18 protein-coding genes are annotated in these 17727 nt (G+C 39.9%); 9 read left to right on the forward strand and 9 right to left on the reverse strand.

Annotation, left to right across the window (positions count from 1 at the left end; genetic code table 11):
• The first annotated feature begins 22 nt into the window (after window positions 1–22).
• From J4856_RS09665 to J4856_RS09675, 3 genes are all read left to right on the forward strand, one after another.
• Window positions 23–631 carry a DUF4924 family protein gene (locus J4856_RS09665; protein WP_025838138.1) on the forward strand — a complete coding sequence of 203 codons (609 nt, stop codon included), beginning with the start codon at window positions 23–25 and terminating at the stop codon, window positions 629–631.
• A gap of 12 nt (window positions 632–643) precedes the next feature.
• Window positions 644–1528 carry a dTDP-4-dehydrorhamnose reductase gene (rfbD, locus tag J4856_RS09670; RefSeq protein WP_025838136.1) on the forward strand — a complete coding sequence of 295 codons (885 nt, stop codon included), beginning with the start codon at window positions 644–646 and terminating at the stop codon, window positions 1526–1528.
• A 127-nt stretch (window positions 1529–1655) separates the two neighbouring features.
• Window positions 1656–3224: a peptide chain release factor 3 gene (locus J4856_RS09675; protein ID WP_025838135.1), complete on the forward strand. Its 1569-nt coding sequence runs from the start codon at window positions 1656–1658 to the stop codon at window positions 3222–3224.
• Between the two features lie 107 nt (window positions 3225–3331).
• Here the strand turns inward: J4856_RS09675 and J4856_RS09680 are convergent, their stop codons facing one another.
• The gene (locus J4856_RS09680) at window positions 3332–3577 is read right to left on the reverse strand and encodes a hypothetical protein (protein ID WP_065367765.1); all 246 of its coding nucleotides are present in this window, start codon (window positions 3575–3577) and stop codon (window positions 3332–3334) included.
• Window positions 3578–3984: 407 nt separating this feature from the next.
• On the opposite strand from J4856_RS09680, the gene J4856_RS09685 reads away from it, so the two are divergent.
• Together J4856_RS09685 and J4856_RS09690 are read left to right on the forward strand one after the other, a co-directional pair.
• Complete coding sequence (locus J4856_RS09685; RefSeq protein ID WP_025838129.1) at window positions 3985–4470, forward strand: DUF6359 domain-containing protein; 486 nt, start codon at window positions 3985–3987, stop codon at window positions 4468–4470.
• 118 nt (window positions 4471–4588) lie between these two features.
• The gene (locus J4856_RS09690; protein WP_025838128.1) at window positions 4589–5185 is read left to right on the forward strand and encodes a sigma-70 family RNA polymerase sigma factor; all 597 of its coding nucleotides are present in this window, start codon (window positions 4589–4591) and stop codon (window positions 5183–5185) included.
• Between the two features lie 99 nt (window positions 5186–5284).
• On the opposite strand, the gene rpe is transcribed toward J4856_RS09690, so the two are convergent.
• Both rpe and J4856_RS13345 read right to left on the reverse strand, forming a co-directional pair.
• A complete protein-coding gene (rpe, locus tag J4856_RS09695; protein WP_025838127.1) occupies window positions 5285–5941 on the reverse strand; it encodes a ribulose-phosphate 3-epimerase in 657 nt (218 codons plus the stop codon).
• Window positions 5942–5948: 7 nt separating this feature from the next.
• Window positions 5949–6077, reverse strand: a complete 129-nt coding sequence (locus J4856_RS13345) for a hypothetical protein (RefSeq protein WP_262502746.1) — start codon at window positions 6075–6077, stop codon at window positions 5949–5951.
• Between the two features lie 253 nt (window positions 6078–6330).
• Between J4856_RS13345 and J4856_RS09700 the strand changes: the two genes are divergently transcribed.
• From J4856_RS09700 to J4856_RS09710, 3 genes are read left to right on the forward strand one after another with little or no spacing between them, the layout of a single operon-like run.
• Complete coding sequence (locus tag J4856_RS09700; protein WP_065367764.1) at window positions 6331–6996, forward strand: phosphoribosylanthranilate isomerase; 666 nt, start codon at window positions 6331–6333, stop codon at window positions 6994–6996.
• Window positions 6997–7025: 29 nt separating this feature from the next.
• Entirely contained in the window at window positions 7026–7595 is a 570-nt protein-coding gene (locus J4856_RS09705; protein ID WP_065367763.1) for an anthranilate synthase component II, read from the forward strand.
• Window positions 7596–7619: 24 nt separating this feature from the next.
• Entirely contained in the window at window positions 7620–8189 is a 570-nt protein-coding gene (locus J4856_RS09710; protein ID WP_025838125.1) for a UpxY family transcription antiterminator, read from the forward strand.
• A 588-nt stretch (window positions 8190–8777) separates the two neighbouring features.
• Here J4856_RS09710 and J4856_RS09715 read toward each other — a convergent pair.
• From J4856_RS09715 to gap, 6 genes are all read right to left on the reverse strand, one after another.
• Complete coding sequence (locus J4856_RS09715) at window positions 8778–10214, reverse strand: glycoside hydrolase family 57 protein (RefSeq protein WP_044081081.1); 1437 nt, start codon at window positions 10212–10214, stop codon at window positions 8778–8780.
• 48 nt (window positions 10215–10262) lie between these two features.
• Window positions 10263–11531: a glycosyltransferase family 4 protein gene (locus J4856_RS09720; protein WP_025838123.1), complete on the reverse strand. Its 1269-nt coding sequence runs from the start codon at window positions 11529–11531 to the stop codon at window positions 10263–10265.
• Window positions 11532–11545: 14 nt separating this feature from the next.
• On the reverse strand, window positions 11546–13489 hold the full coding sequence (locus tag J4856_RS09725; protein WP_025838121.1) for a glycogen debranching enzyme N-terminal domain-containing protein: 1944 nt from the start codon (window positions 13487–13489) through the stop codon (window positions 11546–11548).
• 326 nt (window positions 13490–13815) lie between these two features.
• On the reverse strand, window positions 13816–14757 hold the full coding sequence (locus J4856_RS09730) for a diacylglycerol/lipid kinase family protein (RefSeq protein ID WP_025838119.1): 942 nt from the start codon (window positions 14755–14757) through the stop codon (window positions 13816–13818).
• The gene (miaA, locus tag J4856_RS09735; RefSeq protein ID WP_025838117.1) at window positions 14751–15719 is read right to left on the reverse strand and encodes a tRNA (adenosine(37)-N6)-dimethylallyltransferase MiaA; all 969 of its coding nucleotides are present in this window, start codon (window positions 15717–15719) and stop codon (window positions 14751–14753) included. Before miaA ends, J4856_RS09730 begins: the two co-directional genes overlap by 7 nt.
• Window positions 15720–15829: 110 nt before the next feature.
• The gene (gap, locus tag J4856_RS09740) at window positions 15830–16858 is read right to left on the reverse strand and encodes a type I glyceraldehyde-3-phosphate dehydrogenase (RefSeq protein WP_025838115.1); all 1029 of its coding nucleotides are present in this window, start codon (window positions 16856–16858) and stop codon (window positions 15830–15832) included.
• Between the two features lie 260 nt (window positions 16859–17118).
• On the opposite strand from gap, the gene mscL reads away from it, so the two are divergent.
• The gene (mscL, locus tag J4856_RS09745; RefSeq protein WP_025838113.1) at window positions 17119–17541 is read left to right on the forward strand and encodes a large-conductance mechanosensitive channel protein MscL; all 423 of its coding nucleotides are present in this window, start codon (window positions 17119–17121) and stop codon (window positions 17539–17541) included.
• Window positions 17542–17727: the final 186 nt, after the last annotated feature.

Below are 17727 nucleotides of genomic sequence, written 5' to 3' on the forward strand. Positions count from 1 at the left end.
ATAACTTTCAAAGATAGATTTTATGTTTGTTGCAAAGGAACTAAGAAAAAAGAGTATTGCAGAATATCTGCTTTATATGTGGCAGATTGAAGACACTATTCGTGCGTACGATTGTTCATTGACGCGTATCCGCAAAGAATATATCGATCAATTCCAATATACAGAAGAACAAAAGGAGGAAGAGGAAGACTGGTTTGGTGACCTTGTACGAATGATGAATCAGGAAGGTTGTCGTGAAGGGGGACACTTACAGATAAACAAGATACTCATGCAGGACCTAACTGAACTCCACGCACAGTTGCTACAATCCTCAAAGTTTCCTTTCTACTCTGCAGAATATTATCGTGTTCTGCCTTTCATCGTTGAACTAAGAAGTAAGGCAAAGCGCACAGCGGACAAGATGGCACGTACAAATGATAATCGGCTGAAGAGCGTTGCCTCACAATTAGGGAAGAGCGAGATTGAAACATGCTTTGACCTCCTTTATGGCGTGATGATGCTTCGCCTACAGAAGAAGGAGATTACTCCCGAAACAACTCGTGCACTTAACGAGATAACAACCTTCATAGGTATGTTATCAGACTACTACATAAAGGACAAGACTGAAGGCTTAAACTTCGGCGAAGAATAACGGAGATCGCTTATGAACATTTTAGTTACAGGAGCCAACGGACAACTTGGCAACGAGATACAACTCGTATCTAAGCAGAGTAAAGACAACTATATCTTCACTGATGTGTGTGAGGGATATACTAAGTTAGACATTACGAATCTGGAAGACATCCGAAAGATGGTACATGACAATCAGATAGAATTTATCATCAATTGCGCTGCATGGACTAATGTGGACAAAGCAGAGACAGCGGGTGAGATTGTTGAATTGCTCAATGCTGTTGCACCAGAGAACCTTGCTAAGGCAATGAAAGAAGTCGATGGTCTGCTTGTTCATGTCAGTACAGACTATGTTTTTGGTGGAGACCCATATAACACTCCTTGTAAGGAAGACATGAAGGGTACTCCAACTGGTGTTTATGGACTAACAAAGCTACATGGCGAAGAGAAGATTCAAGCTACTGGCGTGAAACACATCATTCTTCGTACAGCATGGCTTTATAGTGAGTTTGGTCATAACTTTGTTAAGACAATGATTAATCTCACAGCAACTAAGCAACAGTTGAAAGTTGTCTTTGACCAATGTGGTACACCCACCTACGCTGGCGACTTGGCAGATGCCATCTATGACATTATTGAGCAGCGTAAGTATGAAGGTAAAAGTGGAATCTATCACTTCTCTAACGAGGGCGTATGTAGTTGGTACGACTTCACCATTAAAATTGCAGAACTTGCAGGAAATAAGGACTGTGAGATTCTGCCTTGCCATAGTGACGAGTTCCCTTCACCTGTTAAACGTCCAGCCTATTCAGTCCTTGACAAGACAAAGATTAAGGAGACCTTCAGCATAAAGATTCCTTATTGGGTTGACTCGCTGAAGAAGTGTATGAAAGGCTTGCAAGAACAAGACAAATAATAGGAGTAGTATCAGAGATTAGTCAGAAAGCGTCAAGACCTAAACCTCTTCAAAAGATAATGGGGAGAAGTTAGTTGCACTCAGACAACAACAGACTTTTCAGGTACTCCAAAAGATTATAAAATAAATGAATGAAATAGAACGCAGGCGAACGTTCGCCATTATCTCTCACCCAGATGCCGGTAAGACTACGCTGACAGAGAAGTTCCTTCTCTTCGGTGGTCAGATTCAAGTTGCTGGTGCGGTGAAGAGCAATAAGATACGCAAGACAGCTACATCCGACTGGATGGATATTGAGAAACAACGTGGTATCTCAGTATCAACCTCTGTGATGGAGTTTGACTATGAAGGTTATAAGGTAAACATCCTCGACACTCCTGGTCACCAGGACTTTGCCGAGGACACTTATCGTACACTGACGGCTGTAGATTCAGCCATCATCGTTGTCGATTCAGCGAAGGGTGTAGAGGCACAGACACGTAAGTTGATGGAAGTGTGCCGCATGCGTAACACACCTGTTATCATCTTCATCAATAAGATGGACCGTGAAGGTCGTGACCCATTTGAAGTGTTGGATGAACTGGAAGAAGAACTCCAAATCAGCGTACGCCCACTCTCATGGCCAATCGGTCAGGGACAACGTTTTAAGGGTGTATATAACATCTACGAACAACAGCTGAATCTCTTCACACCAAACAAACAACGTGTGACAGAGAAGGTTGAGGTAGATATCAACTCCGAAGCATTGGATGAGCAGGTAGGTGCAGAGTTCGCAGAACAATTACGCAATGACCTTGAATTGGTTAATGGCGTTTATTCAGACTTTGATGTTGAAGCTTACCGCCGCGCAGAGGTTGCACCCGTTTTCTTCGGTTCAGCATTGAACAACTTCGGTGTACAAGAACTTCTTAACTGTTTCGTTCAGATAGCACCAAGTCCACGTTCTACCAAGGCTGAAGAACGTGTAGTAGAACCTACTGAACCTAAGTTTACAGGTTTCATCTTTAAGATTACAGCCAATATCGATCCTAACCATCGTAGTTGTATTGCCTTTTGTAAGGTATGCTCTGGTAAATTCCAGCGTAACCAGCCTTATCTCCACGTTCGTAGCGATAAGACAATGCGTTTCTCCTCTCCTACTCAGTTCATGGCGCAACGTAAAAGTACAGTAGAAGAGGCTTACCCAGGTGACATTGTAGGCTTGCCAGATAGTGGTGGTGTCTTTAAGATAGGTGACACACTGACTGAAGGAGAGAGCCTCCACTTCCGCGGCTTACCAAGCTTCTCACCAGAGCTATTCAAATACATTGAGAACGACGACCCTATGAAGTCTAAGCAGTTCCAGAAAGGTATTGAACAGCTGATGAACGAAGGTGTCGCACAGTCGTTTGTCAATCAGTTTAACAATCGTCGTATTGTAGGAACCGTTGGACAACTTCAATTTGAGGTTATCCAATACCGATTAGAGCATGAGTACAATGCAAAGTGTCGCTGGGAACCCGTACATCTTTACAAAGCTTGTTGGATTGAAGCTGACGATGAGAAAGAATTAGAGAACTTCAAGAAACGTAAATATCAATATATGGCAAAGGATATTGAAGGGCGTGATGTTTTTCTCGCAGACTCCGGCTACGTGCTAAGCATGGCACAACAAGACTTTGAGCACATCCGTTTCCACTTTACAAGTGAGTTCTAATTTAAGATTAAGATCATAAAAAGCACCAAAGAACAGTTCGTTTCTTTGGCGCTTTTTTATTAAGTGATACTTAAAAAAATCTGTATCACAAACTTATTAAGAGTTGTCTATCGCTTGATAAACTTTTTACCATTTTGTATTACAACACCCTTATAATCCTTACTTACACGCTGCCCTGCGGGGTTATAGATAGGTGCATTCTCATTCAGTTCTATCGAGCTTACAGTTTCGATACCATCAGAAGTTGTAGTTGTTACTATAACTTTTCTAAGATATGCTTTCTTCACATTGAGTACAACTTTCTTTGAAGAACCACCCCAATTTTGAAAATAATAAGTATTCTTACCTGACACTTCTGTTGAATCTGTAAGTGTCCCAACATCTACATTATTAGCCTTATCCCAATGATTAAAAGAAATAGCAAAAACAATTTTGGAGATGGTTTCTGTTGCACTTTCAATGTATAATCTTTTATTTATCCTTTATGATATGAATGCCGACTGACGGAATAAGTCAATGTGTGCGCTTACAATGTTAAAAACATATTTTTTTACTGATAAAACTTGCTTTATTCCATTTTTTATTCTATATTTGCGAAGTGTTTTTCACTGATTTAGATATTTTGCTAAATCATTTTCGAGGTTGGTAGCTTCCTGCACCAACCTCTTTTTATTTATCCATCAGAATTAAAATCTATCTTTTAACTTGACTTGTTACGAATATTTATTTACCTTTGTAACAGATTATTAATCTTGATTCTATGAAACAAAACAGATATTTTCTCTCGCTTTTAATACTAGTATTATTGTTTAGTTGTGGCAAAACCATCTTGCCATCAGACAATAAAGAGGAAGACGAAATAGAAAAGCAGGACTCTTCTTCCTCACCAGACGAGTTAGACCTCTACACTATCAGTGAATTTATAGAAGGCGACTTCGGGAATAGAGAGGTGTGGGTACACGGCTATATCGTTGGTGCGTGTAAACGCAGCATAAAGCAAGCAGAATGGGAACCACCCTTCACAGCCAATTCAGCAGTACTCCTAGCAGACAGTCCCGATGAGACTGACGCAACGAATGTCATCTCCATTCAGATGGTTAACAAACAGATGAAAACTGAAATAGCTTTAGATGCAAATCCACAAAACTATGGAAGACATATAGCCTTTTGTGGTGTCAAACAAAAATACTTGGGAATACCTGGTATGAAAAAGCACGTACAAGCCAGCGAATGGTTGGATGAGTGACTTTTTGTATAAAAGATTTGCATTAAGAAGGAAAAATGATTATATTTGCAACTCAATTAATAAAAATAATAAGAAAAGCCTATCGAAAAACTTCTACTTCATAAGAAAAAAAATAAAGATGAAGAAATTGAATGAGATGACCGACGAGCAGTTGGCATTGTCATACATTGAAGGAAGCAACGATGCTTTCGATTTATTGCTTTCACGCAATCAATCGAAACTTTTTTCGTATATTCTATTCGTTGTTCGTGATAGGGATGCTGCTGACGATTTGTTTCAAGAAACCTTTGTAAAGATCATTACAAAGTTACAACAAGGTAGGTACTCACCAACAGGTAAGTTCTCTGCATGGATTATGCGTATTGCTCATAATGTCATTATGGATTGGTATCGTGCGCAACGTGCAGACAAGGTGGTTGATGCACCTAAAGACAATGACTTATCAAATGTTGGTGGTGACGATATTGTTATCGACAATATTGAGTGTCAGTTTATTAATAGCCAAACACTCTCTGATGTGAAACGAATGATGAATCTTCTTCCTGCAACACAGCGTGAGGTCGTGTTTATGCGATTCTATCAAGAGATGTCATTTAAAGAGATTGCTGAAACAACAGGTGTTAGCATTAACACTAGTCTTGGCAGAATGCGCTATGCTATCTTCAACTTGAGAAGAATGATGCGCGAACATAAGGTAAGTTTGCTCTTAACATAAATACAAGAAGCATTCCTCTTTTTTCTATACTATATACCCTCACCTATCTTTTTACAGTTTGATAAGGACAAGTGAGGGTATTTTCACATTCAAGCGTGTTTATCTATGCAATTGCTTGAGTGAATGAATAGTAGCCTTGGGGTCGGCTGCTTTAAATACATAGCTACCACTTACGAGTATGTCAACCCCTGCTTCAACCAGACGAGGAGCCGTGTCTGCTTGTACACCTCCATCTACTTCTATCAGGGTCTTACTTCCCTCACGCTCAATTAGTTGACGAAGACGTTGCACTTTCCTGATACTGCTCTCAATGAATTTTTGTCCACCAAAACCAGGGTTTACACTCATCAGTTGAACAACATCTACATCGCAAATTATATCCTCAAGAACATTAACAGGTGTTGAAGGATTAAGCGTCACACCAGCTTTCATTCCTGCAGCATGAATTGCTTGTATCGTCCGATGCAAGTGAAGACAAGCTTCATACTGAACATTCATGATAGCGGCACCAGTATTAGCAACCTGCTGAATATAGTTCTCTGGATAAACAATCATTAGATGTACGTCCATCGGTTTCTTACAGGCTTTACCAACTACCTCAAGGATTGGGAATCCAAAAGAAATGTTTGGTACAAAGACGCCATCCATAACATCCATATGAAGCCAATCAGCCTCACTTTCATTAATCATTTCAATCTCCTTGTCCAAATGCAGGAAGTCAGCGGAGAGCAAAGAAGGTGATATAATAATTTCCATATCGATATTAGTTCAAGCAGAAGGTTTGCATCTTCCCATTGATTTTAATAACACGATAGCTATAAGCTATCTGTCGGATAAGGTTAAGCGTCTTTTCAGACGGCTTAAGTTCTTCTGATGTAAATATTCTAACCATAGGCCTTAATAACTTATTAATAATAGTTATGATATCTTCTAAACGCCATATAAAAAATATTATTATATCTATTCACAATAAATTTTTCACTTTTTATACAATTTGAAACTATACCATAAAAGAAAACGTTCGCCTGCCTACTCTTAAACATCTTTCCTATGCAAAATAATGCTTTTCTTTACCAGACACGCCTATAATTCAATAATTTTATGTAAGTTTGTAGCATAAAAGTATTTGAGCATTTTAAATCTATATGGTCATAAAGGTAAGTGGCATGCGTGATGCCAGCAATATTCACGAAGTATCCCAATTGGGCATAGACTGGGTAGGACTGGATTTTCGTCCTAATAGCGAACGTTATGTCAGCCAGATATCATCATGTGCGGGTATTATTCCAGACTATAGTAGCTTGTCTGCCTTATCTTCACAAGAGCCATCACAAAAAAATCACAGACTCGTTCTTTGTGGTGTCTTTGCTGATGATATGCCACAGAATATTGTTACTCGTGTTTTCAACTTCAACCTTGATATCGTTCAGCTGAGTGGAACGGAAAATATGGTGATGATAGATAATCTTCGACACACATTGGATCCTGATATACATGCAGGAATAAAGATTATGAAGTGCTTGGCTATCACTAAACCTGAAGACATAGAGAAATATAAAGAGTATGCGGAGGGAATTGATTATTTCCTCTTTGAAATCGATGAGAATATAAAAGACTGGAATATCTTAGCATCTTATGATGGTAAGATTCCGTTCTTCATCAGTGGGAATATCAGCATTGACGACATAGAAAAGAACAGAGACTTTCATCACCCATTGTTCTATGGTATCGATGTGAATGAAGAGTTTGAAGCTGCGACTGCCATAAAGGATGTAGCTGCCCTGAAAGATCTTCTTGAAAAGTTAAAGTAATACTCCCTAATTAGAGAATTGAGATACTGATGAAAACTAACTGTGTTATCATTGACAACTACGATTCTTTTACCTATAATCTTGTCCATCTCATAAAAGAACTAGGACTAAATGTTACTGTAGTACGTAACAATCAATTCTCACTTGAAGACTTGAATACCTACGATCGTATTGTTTTAAGCCCCGGTCCTGGTATCCCTTCAGAAGCAGGATTACTATTGGATGTTATAAAACATTATGCGGGTATAAAGCCCATCTTAGGAGTATGTTTAGGACATCAAGCTATTGGCGAGGTTTTTGGTGCAAAGTTAAAGAATTTATCAGATGTATTTCATGGTGTCACAACGAAAACAACACAAATAGTCGATACTCCTCTGTTTGAGGGTTTACCAAAACATTTCCAAGTAGGTAGATATCATAGTTGGGTTGTAGAAAAAGAGCATTTTCCTAATTGCTTAGAGATAATAGCTGAGAGCAAAGAGGGATTAATAATGGCATTACGCCATCGGACATACAACATTTATGGCATCCAATTCCACCCAGAGAGCGTTCTTACGCCTGATGGGAAAAAGATTATGGCTAATTGGTTACGCATTTAAGAAGAAATTATTCTTGTACATACTATGACAAAAGCAACAAGGTATATAGACGGAATCATTGATGACGGAGCATCTTGGTATGCACTAAGACTATTCACATTAAAGCTGGAAGAGGTAAGAACCTACTTTACAAATCTTGGTTTGGAATGTTTTGTTCCAGAGCAATATGTTGACGTGGAAGGTGCTGATGGTAAGCTCCACCCTATCTTACGCCCTATCGTGCGTAATCTCCTCTTTATCAAACAACCTAAGAAGGACAAATCACTTCAGAAGCTTATACAAGAAACCAACTATAAAATTAGTATTATAAAAAAACATAAGGAGTCACAGGAATTGGCACTCATCCCTCATGATCAGATGTATGAGTTCCGATTGATGTGTAATCCTGAAATATCGATGCGCAAGTTTCTCTCGTCCGAAGAAGCTCAAATGAAAGCTGGAGATGAAGTGTTTGTTAAATTCGGTCCATTAAAAGGAATGAATGGGCGGTTAGTTCGGTCAAGTAAGAAATATTATCTACTAAAAGAAATACCAGGCTTAGGCGTTATGCTAAAGATTTCACGTTGGTGCTGCGTACCCATAGAAAAGAAATAAACTCCATATCATTCTCGACACATAGTTTCTAAAATTGATTCTGCAACGTTTCTTTTGGATAACTAATGAACACTGTTAACCTTAGTCATACAAAGCTTTTCCCACAACATATCCTCTATCATCCATATATCATAGTGACCTTAGCGTCTCACACATGTTGTGCATTCCCACCAAACCAAGTGTGTCAGCCCCCCCACCAAATCACTTCATGTTTTGGGGGAGAAAAAGTCAATACCAATTAGCAGATTTCATTGTACCGAGTAATCTATGAACTTGATTTCCTGTCACTCGTGTCATTCATCTTAGATACTTAACTTATTATTTTACAGCAGGATACATAAAATGTTAAAAGTGACAGCAATTCAAAATAAAACTATTCTTATGTTTATGCAATAATTTCTTTCTTCTTTGAAAACTCTTGTTTTACAAGGTTTAAAGGAATAATTCCCTAAAAAATCTGCAGAGAGTTCCTTTCCCTATGAACCTATCAACCTACAAGACATAAAAATACTCATACAGCATGATTGATGAAACCATCAGTATGCTATATGAGCATTGTAAGTATATTACTACAGAATTTTACTTCGACTAAGACTCCTCTGTACTAGGCTTTTCAACTTTCTTAACAGCAGATTTCTTGGCAGTTTTCTTAACTGTAGCCTTTGTTGTGGTGGCTTTCTTTGCAGGTGCTTTCTCCTCTATAAGAGTACGAAGTTTATCCTCTTCCGCCTCCAATTTCTCAACCTTTGCTTGGAGATTGCTGATATCCTTTGATTTCATTTCAATCTCATCACCCTGATTGCGAATTGTTGTGAGTAAGCTATTCAACTCCTCATTATCAATATCAGCTGGATAAAGTGTATTGACACGATTCAAGAAATCACCAAGAATATTCATATAATTAGTGAAGGCATCAAACGGACTATCATAAATACCACGATCCATTCCAACACGTGAAGGTTTGGTTGACATAAAGCGGAAGTTGTCACTTGCCTGCAGATAGTCCCAATCCTGATTAATACGTGAGTCGTTAGCAATGCGTACACGATCAGCAATGCTATACAACTTGTTGAAAGCTTCACGCTGCATTGGATTACCCAACCATGTGCTGACATCACGTTCTTCATCCATCCAACTCAAGGTATCTGGCACATAGAGGTTATCAACACTCTTCAACTTCATACAAATTTCTGTTGGGGTTGAGAAGGTAATACCCTGTTGCTTAGCACAAGCAGGTAACGCCTTGAAGAACTCAAGAATATTGCTTGACAAAGGTTGCTCGATACCAAGTGCTGAAAGGTTCATGAAGATACCAATAACTTGCTCTTCATTTGGGAGTGCGGCAATCTCTGCCATATACGTATCAGCAAACAAAGGATACCCCTCCCAGTCTGAATTATTAAAGCGCAATGATATATCATCGCTCAATCTCACATCACGCAACAGAAGTTTTAGGCTAGGGGCGAGCGCACAATTATAAACATAATGTGGACTCTTCCATCCTAAGACGTGTTTTGCACCTTCGGTCAACATTCCCTTAAAGCCCATTTGCGAAGCTATCAGACCTATCTCGTCACTATAGATGAGTGAAGAGTTACGCAACACCTTTGGTGTTTGCCCAAAGTACTCCTTTATCTTATTCGCCTGACGTTTCACTTCTGACCTAAAGCTTTCCTCATTAGCTAGCGATGCCAAACCATGAGAATAAGGTTCAGCAAGGAACTCCACACAGCCAGTATTGTTAAGTTCCTGCAGTTTGTCAAGGACTTGTGGAGCGTGCATCTCAAGTTGTTCAATACCAACACCTGAAAGTGAGAAGGCAACCTTAAAGGCTTTTCCATTATCTTTAATCATCTGTAGCAGCGTATCCAATGCTGGCATATAGCTTCTCTCAGCGATTTCTGATACAGAACGTTCGTTCTCAAAATCGTCATAATAATAATGGTCTGTACCAATATCAAAGAAGCGGTAGCGTTTCAGGTGAATTACCTGGTGTATCTCGAAATATAAACAGATTGTTTTCATTATCTTTTTGTTTTAGTTTAAAAAAGGTTATTAGTACTCACATGGCATTTATGACCAGCCTAAGGTACGAAGATAAAGTTCACGAATCCATGCTCCAACCTTTTCCCATGTTATCTGATCAACCTCTCGCTTACCTTCTATAGATAGGTAATCGAATAAGCTCTCATTATGACAGATAGAGTAGATAGCATCAGCAAGTGCGTGGATATCCCAATAATCTAACTTAATACAATTGTTGAGAATTTCAGCACAACCACTTTGTTTAGAGATGATACTTGGTGTACCACACTGCATTGCCTCCAAAGGAGAGATACCGAAAGGCTCACTCACAGATGGCATCACATAAACATCAGATGCTTTAAGACACTCATAAACCTGTTTACCACGCATAAAACCAGGGAAATGGAAGCGGTCTGCAATACCTCTTTCTGCAGCAAGATAAATCATTTGCTCCATCATATCGCCTGAACCTGCCATACAAAAACGAACATTCCGTGTTCGATGAAGTACCATGTTGGCAGCCTCAACAAAGTATTCTGGTCCCTTCTGCATTGTCAGACGCCCCAAGAAAGTAACAATCTTCTCCTTACCTTTATGGACGGGACGTGGCATTTCAGCAATATCTTGTGGCAGTGGATAAACAGCATTATGTACTGTAAACACCTTGCGTGGGTCCTGATGATACTGATTGATAACCGTTTGGCGTGTAAGTTCTGATACACACATGATGCAGTCAGCATTATCCATACCATCCTTTTCTATACCATATACAGTAGGATTAACCTTACCACGTGAACGGTCAAAATCAGTTGCATGCACATGGATACACAAAGGTTTACCGGATACACGCTTAGCATGAATACCAGCGGGGTAAGTCAGCCAGTCGTGTGCATGGATAATATCGAAGTCGTAAGTACGTGCAACAACACCTGCTATAATAGAATAGTTATTAATTTCCTCGTGCAAATTTGAAGGATAACCTCCCGCAAAATCCATTGCGCCAAGGTCGTTGACGTGCATATAATTAAAGTCTGCATAAATATGCTCACGCAACTTAAAATATAATTCTGGCGACATAATGTTGCCAAGACGATTCTTTACATAATCATAGCCTAATTCACGATAAGCGATTGGCACATGATTCATCGCCACAATCTCAGCATAGGTATGGTCCTCATCACCAAAAGGATGTGGCAAACAGAGTATTGTCTCTATATCACCCTGTGCGTGAAGACCTTCTGAAATTCCAAAATTAGCAGTTGCTAAGCCACCATATACATGAGGAGGATACTCCCATCCAAACATTAATACTTTCATACAGGTTCCTCATACTAAAATTTATATTTCTCAAGTAACTCCAACGTACGAAGCACCTCGGCTACATTCATAGCAAAAGAGATTGCTCCACGGCCATTGAATGGTGGATTACCATCGAAGAGTTCAGGTAGTGTACTGAGGCAATGGTTTATCATCTCATCCTCATATCCTACCAACTGACGTTCAACAAAACTAAGACGTGTCTGCTTGTATAGCTTTAAACAAGCCTCAAGATAGAAGCCACCTAACCATGGCCAGGCTGTTCCTTGATGATAAGCAAGGTCGCGCTGACTCTGCGGACCTGTGTACATCGGGTTATATCCACCGCTCTTTGGAGAAAGCGAACGCAATCCCTTTGGTGTAAGTAGCTCTCGTGTACATACATCTAACACTCCCCTTCTCTGCTTCTGGTCAAGTGGAGAATAGTCAAGAGCCACAGCAAACACCATATTCGGACGTACACTCCAGTCAACCATCCTTCCATCAACATAATCATAGAGGTAGCCATACTCATTGAGAAACGTTTCTACAAATGCAACCTTACATTTCTCTGCAAGTACATCAAGTTCATTTGCACGTTCCCCATTGCCACATTCTGTTTCCATGGCAGCTGTAAAACGTAGTGCATTATACCAAAGCGCATTGAATTCTACGATATAACCTGAACGAGGTACAACAGGTTTGCCATTGTCCATGGAGTTCATCCATGTAATAGCTTCACCCTTTGCATCAGCATAGAGCAATCCTTTCTCATCCAAAGTAAGATTTGGATGCTTGCTGGCAATGAGATAATCCATGATTTCTCGTATCAAGTCCATGTAGAGTTTCTTACAACGTTCCTTACCAGCCTCTTTTGCATACTGTTGAAGGGCCCAAATACACCACAATGGAACGTCAGGTTTATCCATCTCATAGATTTTCACCGTGAGTGGCTTACCTTCCATAAACTCACGTAAGCCCTTTGCAGCAGTCTCCATTACAAGTTCGAAGTAATCTTGTTCTTCGATACTCAAAGTAAGTCCTGGCAATGCAATGAACTCATCACGGGCACGACACTTGAACCAAGGATAGCCAGCAAGGATATATCGCTCATCTTTCTTCGTACGATTATGGAACTGATGTGCAGCATTAACAAGACAATGGAAGAAGTTATCACGTGGACTACGTGACTCCACTTCCTTATCAAACAAAATCTTCAAAGTTGAAGTTTTGCTTTCAGTTGTTGAAGCAGCAAAGACTATACTTTCTCCTTTACTGATATTCATCTCAAAATAACCAGGAACATACAGATCCTCATTAGAAGCATAACCACGTTCCTGTTCCTTTGGATATTCCAACCCACGATACCAGTATGGTTCAAAGTGGAACTCATTTTTCTTTGAGAACTGCATGTAAAGTGAAGGATAACCAGCATACATACAAGTACTTATACCATTATCTACATCCTGATATGAGCGATCAGCAGCACCATTCTCATGCGTAAACTGACGAACACTACGAAATGCCAAGAACGGACGGAATTGCAAAGTAGTCTTTGAATGTGCCTCCAATAAGGTATAACGTATCAAAATACGGTCCTCGTAATGCTGGAAGACAACTTCCTTCTTTAACAAGACACCACCTACTCGATAAAGCGTTGTAGGCACAGTATCACAATCAAATTCACGAATATACTTATGCCCTTGTGGACTGAAGTTATTGCCGTGATACTTATGCAAGCCCAAATTGAACGAGGCACCATGCTGAATGACGGTTGGGTCAAGCGAACTCAATAGCACATGATTATCATCGTCCAGTTCGGGAACTGGTACAACAAGTAATCCATGATACTTGCGCGTATTGCAATCAACAATCGTCGAACATGAATAGGCACCAGAGCGGTTGGTTCTCAACAGCTCCCTAGGAAGCGAATCTTGAAGATTGGTCATCAGAGCCTTTTCAAATTTTAAGTAGCTCATGTCTTTTAAGGTTTAGTGTTTGGTTTTTATGTATTCTAGGTAGAAGTCTTTACAGACTTTGCCTTTTCGTACTTCAAAGATACAAATATTTTTCATAACGACATTAAAAGTAAGATATTATTTTATTATTATATTCGATTAATACCTTAACATTTAAAACTCATACGAAAATTAAGGACAAGATTTGGTATTGATAATTATAGATAAACGAAATAAAACCTACAAATTTAATCTTAACACTTTAATAGATATTATGTCCGTAGGCTATACCTAATATGACGTGACATACGTTTGTATATCACGTCATACATTATATATAAAGTAGTTTAACTCGGTATGATAAAGTTAATAACTTCTTTCTCCACATCAATAGTGAATGTTCCAATGGGTGTACCATTTATGAGGCGACCATCAACACTGACGGGCGTATGCTGTGCGATCTGCACGTTTATTTCATTTGTTCTGTAGGCTTGTACGTTACGATGATTCAAAATCTTTTCCCGCAACAACAGATACATACCTTCCATTGCTTGGAGCATATTGGGCTGGGAAACGATAGAAACATCCAGCAAACCATTGTAAGGAACAGCATTCGGTGTCTGCCCATACCCCTGTGCATTACCGACACATATCGTCATCAGACGTTGCCTAATGCTGTCTGTGTTGATTTTCAGCGACATCAGATAATCCATACGTTGAAACAAAAGCAGAAAACATGAGAGGATAAATGAGATTGTTCGGGATACGAAGAGGTGACGCATACGACGACGAAGACTTATAATATTAGCCACCATTCCAATATTTACACAATTAAGAAAATATCGACGGCAACGCTCATTCTTCTTATTCTCATAGCGAATACAGCCGACATCTACTCGTCTTACACGCTTCTGCTTGAGCCAAACTATTGTCTGTTCCAAGTGCGACTCATCAAAGCCCCAGAAGTGTGCAAAATCATTTAACACGCCATTCGGAATAACTCCCAACGTAATACGCTCACGCTCTTCTGGTTCTAATTGCATCAGATAATTTACCGCATCATTCAACGCTGAGTCGCCTCCGTAGATAATAATTGTTTTATAACCATTACTAATCAACTTTCGCACGAGTCTATCCACACTACGTGGATTCTCACTCTGCACCATATCATATTGAATATTGTGCGCTTGCAGGCAACGTTCAGTTTGCTCCCAACGTTTTACGGGGTTAGCAAGCACTCCTCCACCTTTTGGACAATAAATAACTCCCCATCTTCCTTCCTCTACCATAAGCTCAATATTTCTTCAAGTTTATCCTCCATCTTTTGTGCAGCATTTACCCAATGAATTGTAAAGCCACGTCGCTCCATACCACGAAACCACGTCATCTGCCGCTTAGCAAACTGATGAATAGCAATTTCTAACTGTCGGAACATCTCGTCATAAGACAGCTTCCCTATGAGATACTCTGTCACATACTTATATTCCAAGCCATAATAGATAAGGTCTTCTGCAGGTATCCCCTCCTTCAATAGCCCAGCTATCTCGTTAACCATTCCTTCTTCAAGGCGTGCTTTCAGACGATTGGTTATTTTCTTTCTTCTTGCCTCACGATCTATGTCTACACCTATTATTAATGAGTCAATTGGCGGACATTGCCGTTCTTCTGTTGGCTTTGTAAGATTATAGGTCTCTATCTCAATGGCACGAATAGCACGCTGACAAGAGTCAACATCCGTCTTATTGTGCATAACGGAATGATTCTTTTCCTTCAGGTCAACTAACATAGCCGTCAATTCATCGAGCGATTTCTCTTCTAATGCCTTACGCAGTTCAGGATTCTGTGGCACTGGCGAAAGATTATAACCCTTCAACACAGCCTCAATATAAAGACCCGTACCACCGCAGAGAATGGGCAGCACTCCCCTACTCCGTATATCCTCATAACTATCAAGGAAATCCTTCTGATAGCGAAAAAGGTTATACTTCGTTCCTGGTTCACATATATCTATAAGGTGATAAGGCACAGTCTTCCCATCCACCGTGTAATCAGCCAAGTCCTTTCCCGTACCGATATCCATGCCACAATAAACCTGACGGCTGTCAGCACTAATGATTTCAGCGTTGAGTCGAGCGGCTAAATGCGCAGCAAGGTCAGTCTTCCCCGAAGCCGTTGGTCCGAGGATAGTTATCATACGCTTGTTGCAAGCAACACCAGCAGCAAGGTCCTCACCTATATGTTCGTTCTTCATGTCACAAAGATAACAAAAAAATCCCTGCCAGCAAGCTGACAGAGACTATTATTTTATCCGTCAATCACTCTCTACGCAAGAGAGGATTGCAGATGACCTTTCGGTTGGTATTACTTCAACTCTGCGAAGTACTTGATTGTACGAACCATCTGAGAAGTATAAGAGTTCTCATTGTCGTACCAAGAAACAACCTGTACCTGATAGCAATCATCGCTGATCTTGCTTACCATAGTCTGAGTTGCATCAAACAAAGAACCGAAACGCATACCGATGATATCAGAAGAAACGATCTGATCCTCAGTATAACCAAAGCTCTCTGTTGAAGCAGCCTTCATTGCAGCGTTAATACCCTCTACTGTTACGTCCTTACCCTTAACAACAGCAACGAGGATTGTTGTAGAACCTGTTGGAGTTGGAACACGCTGTGCAGAACCGATCAACTTACCGTTCAACTCTGGGATAACAAGACCGATAGCCTTAGCAGCACCAGTTGAGTTAGGAACGATGTTGCAAGCACCTGCACGTGAACGACGGAGGTCACCCTTACGCTGTGGACCATCAAGAATCATCTGGTCACCAGTGTAAGCGTGGATAGTTGACATGATACCTGACTGGATTGGAGCGTATGCGTTCAATGCAGCAGCCATTGGAGCCAAGCAGTTTGTTGTACAAGAAGCTGCAGAAATAACAGTATCATCAGCCTTCAAAGTCTTGTGGTTTGTATTGAAAACAACTGTAGGAAGATCGTTACCTGCTGGAGCTGAGATAACTACCTTCTTTGCACCTGCCTGGAGGTGAGCAGAAGCCTTCTCCTTTGATGTATAGAAACCAGTACACTCAAGAACTACATCTACGTTGTTAGCAGCCCATGGGCAGTTAGCAGCGTCCTTCTCAGCAGAGATCTTAATCTCTTTACCATCAACGATGATAGAATCCTCAGTAGCCTCTACAGTGTGCTTACCCTCACCGAACTTGCCAGCGAAACCACCCTGAGCGGTATCATACTTCAAAAGATGAGCAAGCATCTTAGGACTTGTCAAGTCGTTAATTGCAACAACCTCATAACCTTCAGCCTCGAACATCTGACGGAATGCGAGACGACCAATACGGCCAAAGCCGTTAATAGCTACATTTACCATTTTACTATAAATTATTTATAAAAGTTTATAAAAACAATTCTCTTTTACCTTCTTATAGAAGATTTCCTTTCTTACGATTGCAAAGATACAATTTTTTTTTTATTTTTGCAGTCGCTTAGCGTATTAAATATTATAAAATTAAATCGTTTTGCACACATAGACTATTATATGCAAGATAACCAACCAATATTGTAAAGTCTATGTAACAAAAAAGGGTATTAGTAAATAACGCAAAAAACAAATTAACAACAAGAGTAATTATGAGCAAACTTATTCAAGAATTCAAGGAATTCGCTGTAAAGGGTAATGCTGTTGATATGGCAGTCGGTGTAATCATTGGTGGTGCATTCGGCAAGATTGTTTCATCTATCGTTGACGACATCATCATGCCTCCTATTGGATGGCTTATTGGTGGTGTTAACTTCTCAGACTTGAAATGGACGCTACCAGCAGTAGAGATACCTGGTGTAACAGCTCCTGCACCAGCTACCATCAACTATGGTAACTTCTTACAGACATTACTTGACTTTATCATCATCGCTTTCTGTGTATTCATGATGGTAAAGGGTATCAACAAACTCTCTAAAAAGAAGGAAGAGCCAGCTGCTCCTGCACCAGACCCAGAGCCAACTAACGAGGAGAAACTTCTTTCTGAGATTCGTGACTTGCTGAAGAATAAGTAAGCAATTTTCTGAAAACTGATATAATGAGTTCGAAGAGTCGTAAAGAGTCTTCGAACTTTTTTGATTTTATGAATCTGACCTAGTAGGAAAAGCGTGTGGAAAAGGCACATAAAAAGCTAATGATAATAAATATTTTCATTTTTTTGAATAGCAAGTATTCCAAAATTAGAAAGAAATTATCGTATA

This window comes from Prevotella scopos JCM 17725, from assembly GCF_018127785.1.
In the GTDB taxonomy this organism is placed as follows: domain Bacteria; phylum Bacteroidota; class Bacteroidia; order Bacteroidales; family Bacteroidaceae; genus Prevotella; species Prevotella scopos.

Excerpts from the sequence above, each read along its gene's own strand:
- miaA (WP_025838117.1), bottom strand. The coding sequence starts at position 15,719 with ATGAAGAACGAACATATAGGTGAGGACCTTGCTGCTGGTGTTGCTTGC.
- mscL (WP_025838113.1), top strand. The coding sequence starts at position 17,119 with ATGAGCAAACTTATTCAAGAATTCAAGGAATTCGCTGTAAAGGGTAAT.
- J4856_RS09690 (WP_025838128.1), top strand. The coding sequence starts at position 4,589 with ATGAAGAAATTGAATGAGATGACCGACGAGCAGTTGGCATTGTCATAC.
- J4856_RS09665 (WP_025838138.1), top strand. The coding sequence starts at position 23 with ATGTTTGTTGCAAAGGAACTAAGAAAAAAGAGTATTGCAGAATATCTG.
- J4856_RS13345 (WP_262502746.1), bottom strand. The coding sequence starts at position 6,077 with ATGGTTAGAATATTTACATCAGAAGAACTTAAGCCGTCTGAAAAGACG.
- J4856_RS09730 (WP_025838119.1), bottom strand. The coding sequence starts at position 14,757 with ATGGTAGAGGAAGGAAGATGGGGAGTTATTTATTGTCCAAAAGGTGGA.
- rfbD (WP_025838136.1), top strand. The coding sequence starts at position 644 with ATGAACATTTTAGTTACAGGAGCCAACGGACAACTTGGCAACGAGATA.
- rpe (WP_025838127.1), bottom strand. The coding sequence starts at position 5,941 with ATGGAAATTATTATATCACCTTCTTTGCTCTCCGCTGACTTCCTGCAT.
- J4856_RS09685 (WP_025838129.1), top strand. The coding sequence starts at position 3,985 with ATGAAACAAAACAGATATTTTCTCTCGCTTTTAATACTAGTATTATTG.
- J4856_RS09720 (WP_025838123.1), bottom strand. The coding sequence starts at position 11,531 with ATGAAAGTATTAATGTTTGGATGGGAGTATCCTCCTCATGTATATGGT.
- J4856_RS09705 (WP_065367763.1), top strand. The coding sequence starts at position 7,026 with ATGAAAACTAACTGTGTTATCATTGACAACTACGATTCTTTTACCTAT.
- gap (WP_025838115.1), bottom strand. The coding sequence starts at position 16,858 with ATGGTAAATGTAGCTATTAACGGCTTTGGCCGTATTGGTCGTCTCGCA.
- J4856_RS09725 (WP_025838121.1), bottom strand. The coding sequence starts at position 13,489 with ATGAGCTACTTAAAATTTGAAAAGGCTCTGATGACCAATCTTCAAGAT.
- J4856_RS09675 (WP_025838135.1), top strand. The coding sequence starts at position 1,656 with ATGAATGAAATAGAACGCAGGCGAACGTTCGCCATTATCTCTCACCCA.
- J4856_RS09700 (WP_065367764.1), top strand. The coding sequence starts at position 6,331 with ATGGTCATAAAGGTAAGTGGCATGCGTGATGCCAGCAATATTCACGAA.
- J4856_RS09710 (WP_025838125.1), top strand. The coding sequence starts at position 7,620 with ATGACAAAAGCAACAAGGTATATAGACGGAATCATTGATGACGGAGCA.
- J4856_RS09715 (WP_044081081.1), bottom strand. The coding sequence starts at position 10,214 with ATGAAAACAATCTGTTTATATTTCGAGATACACCAGGTAATTCACCTG.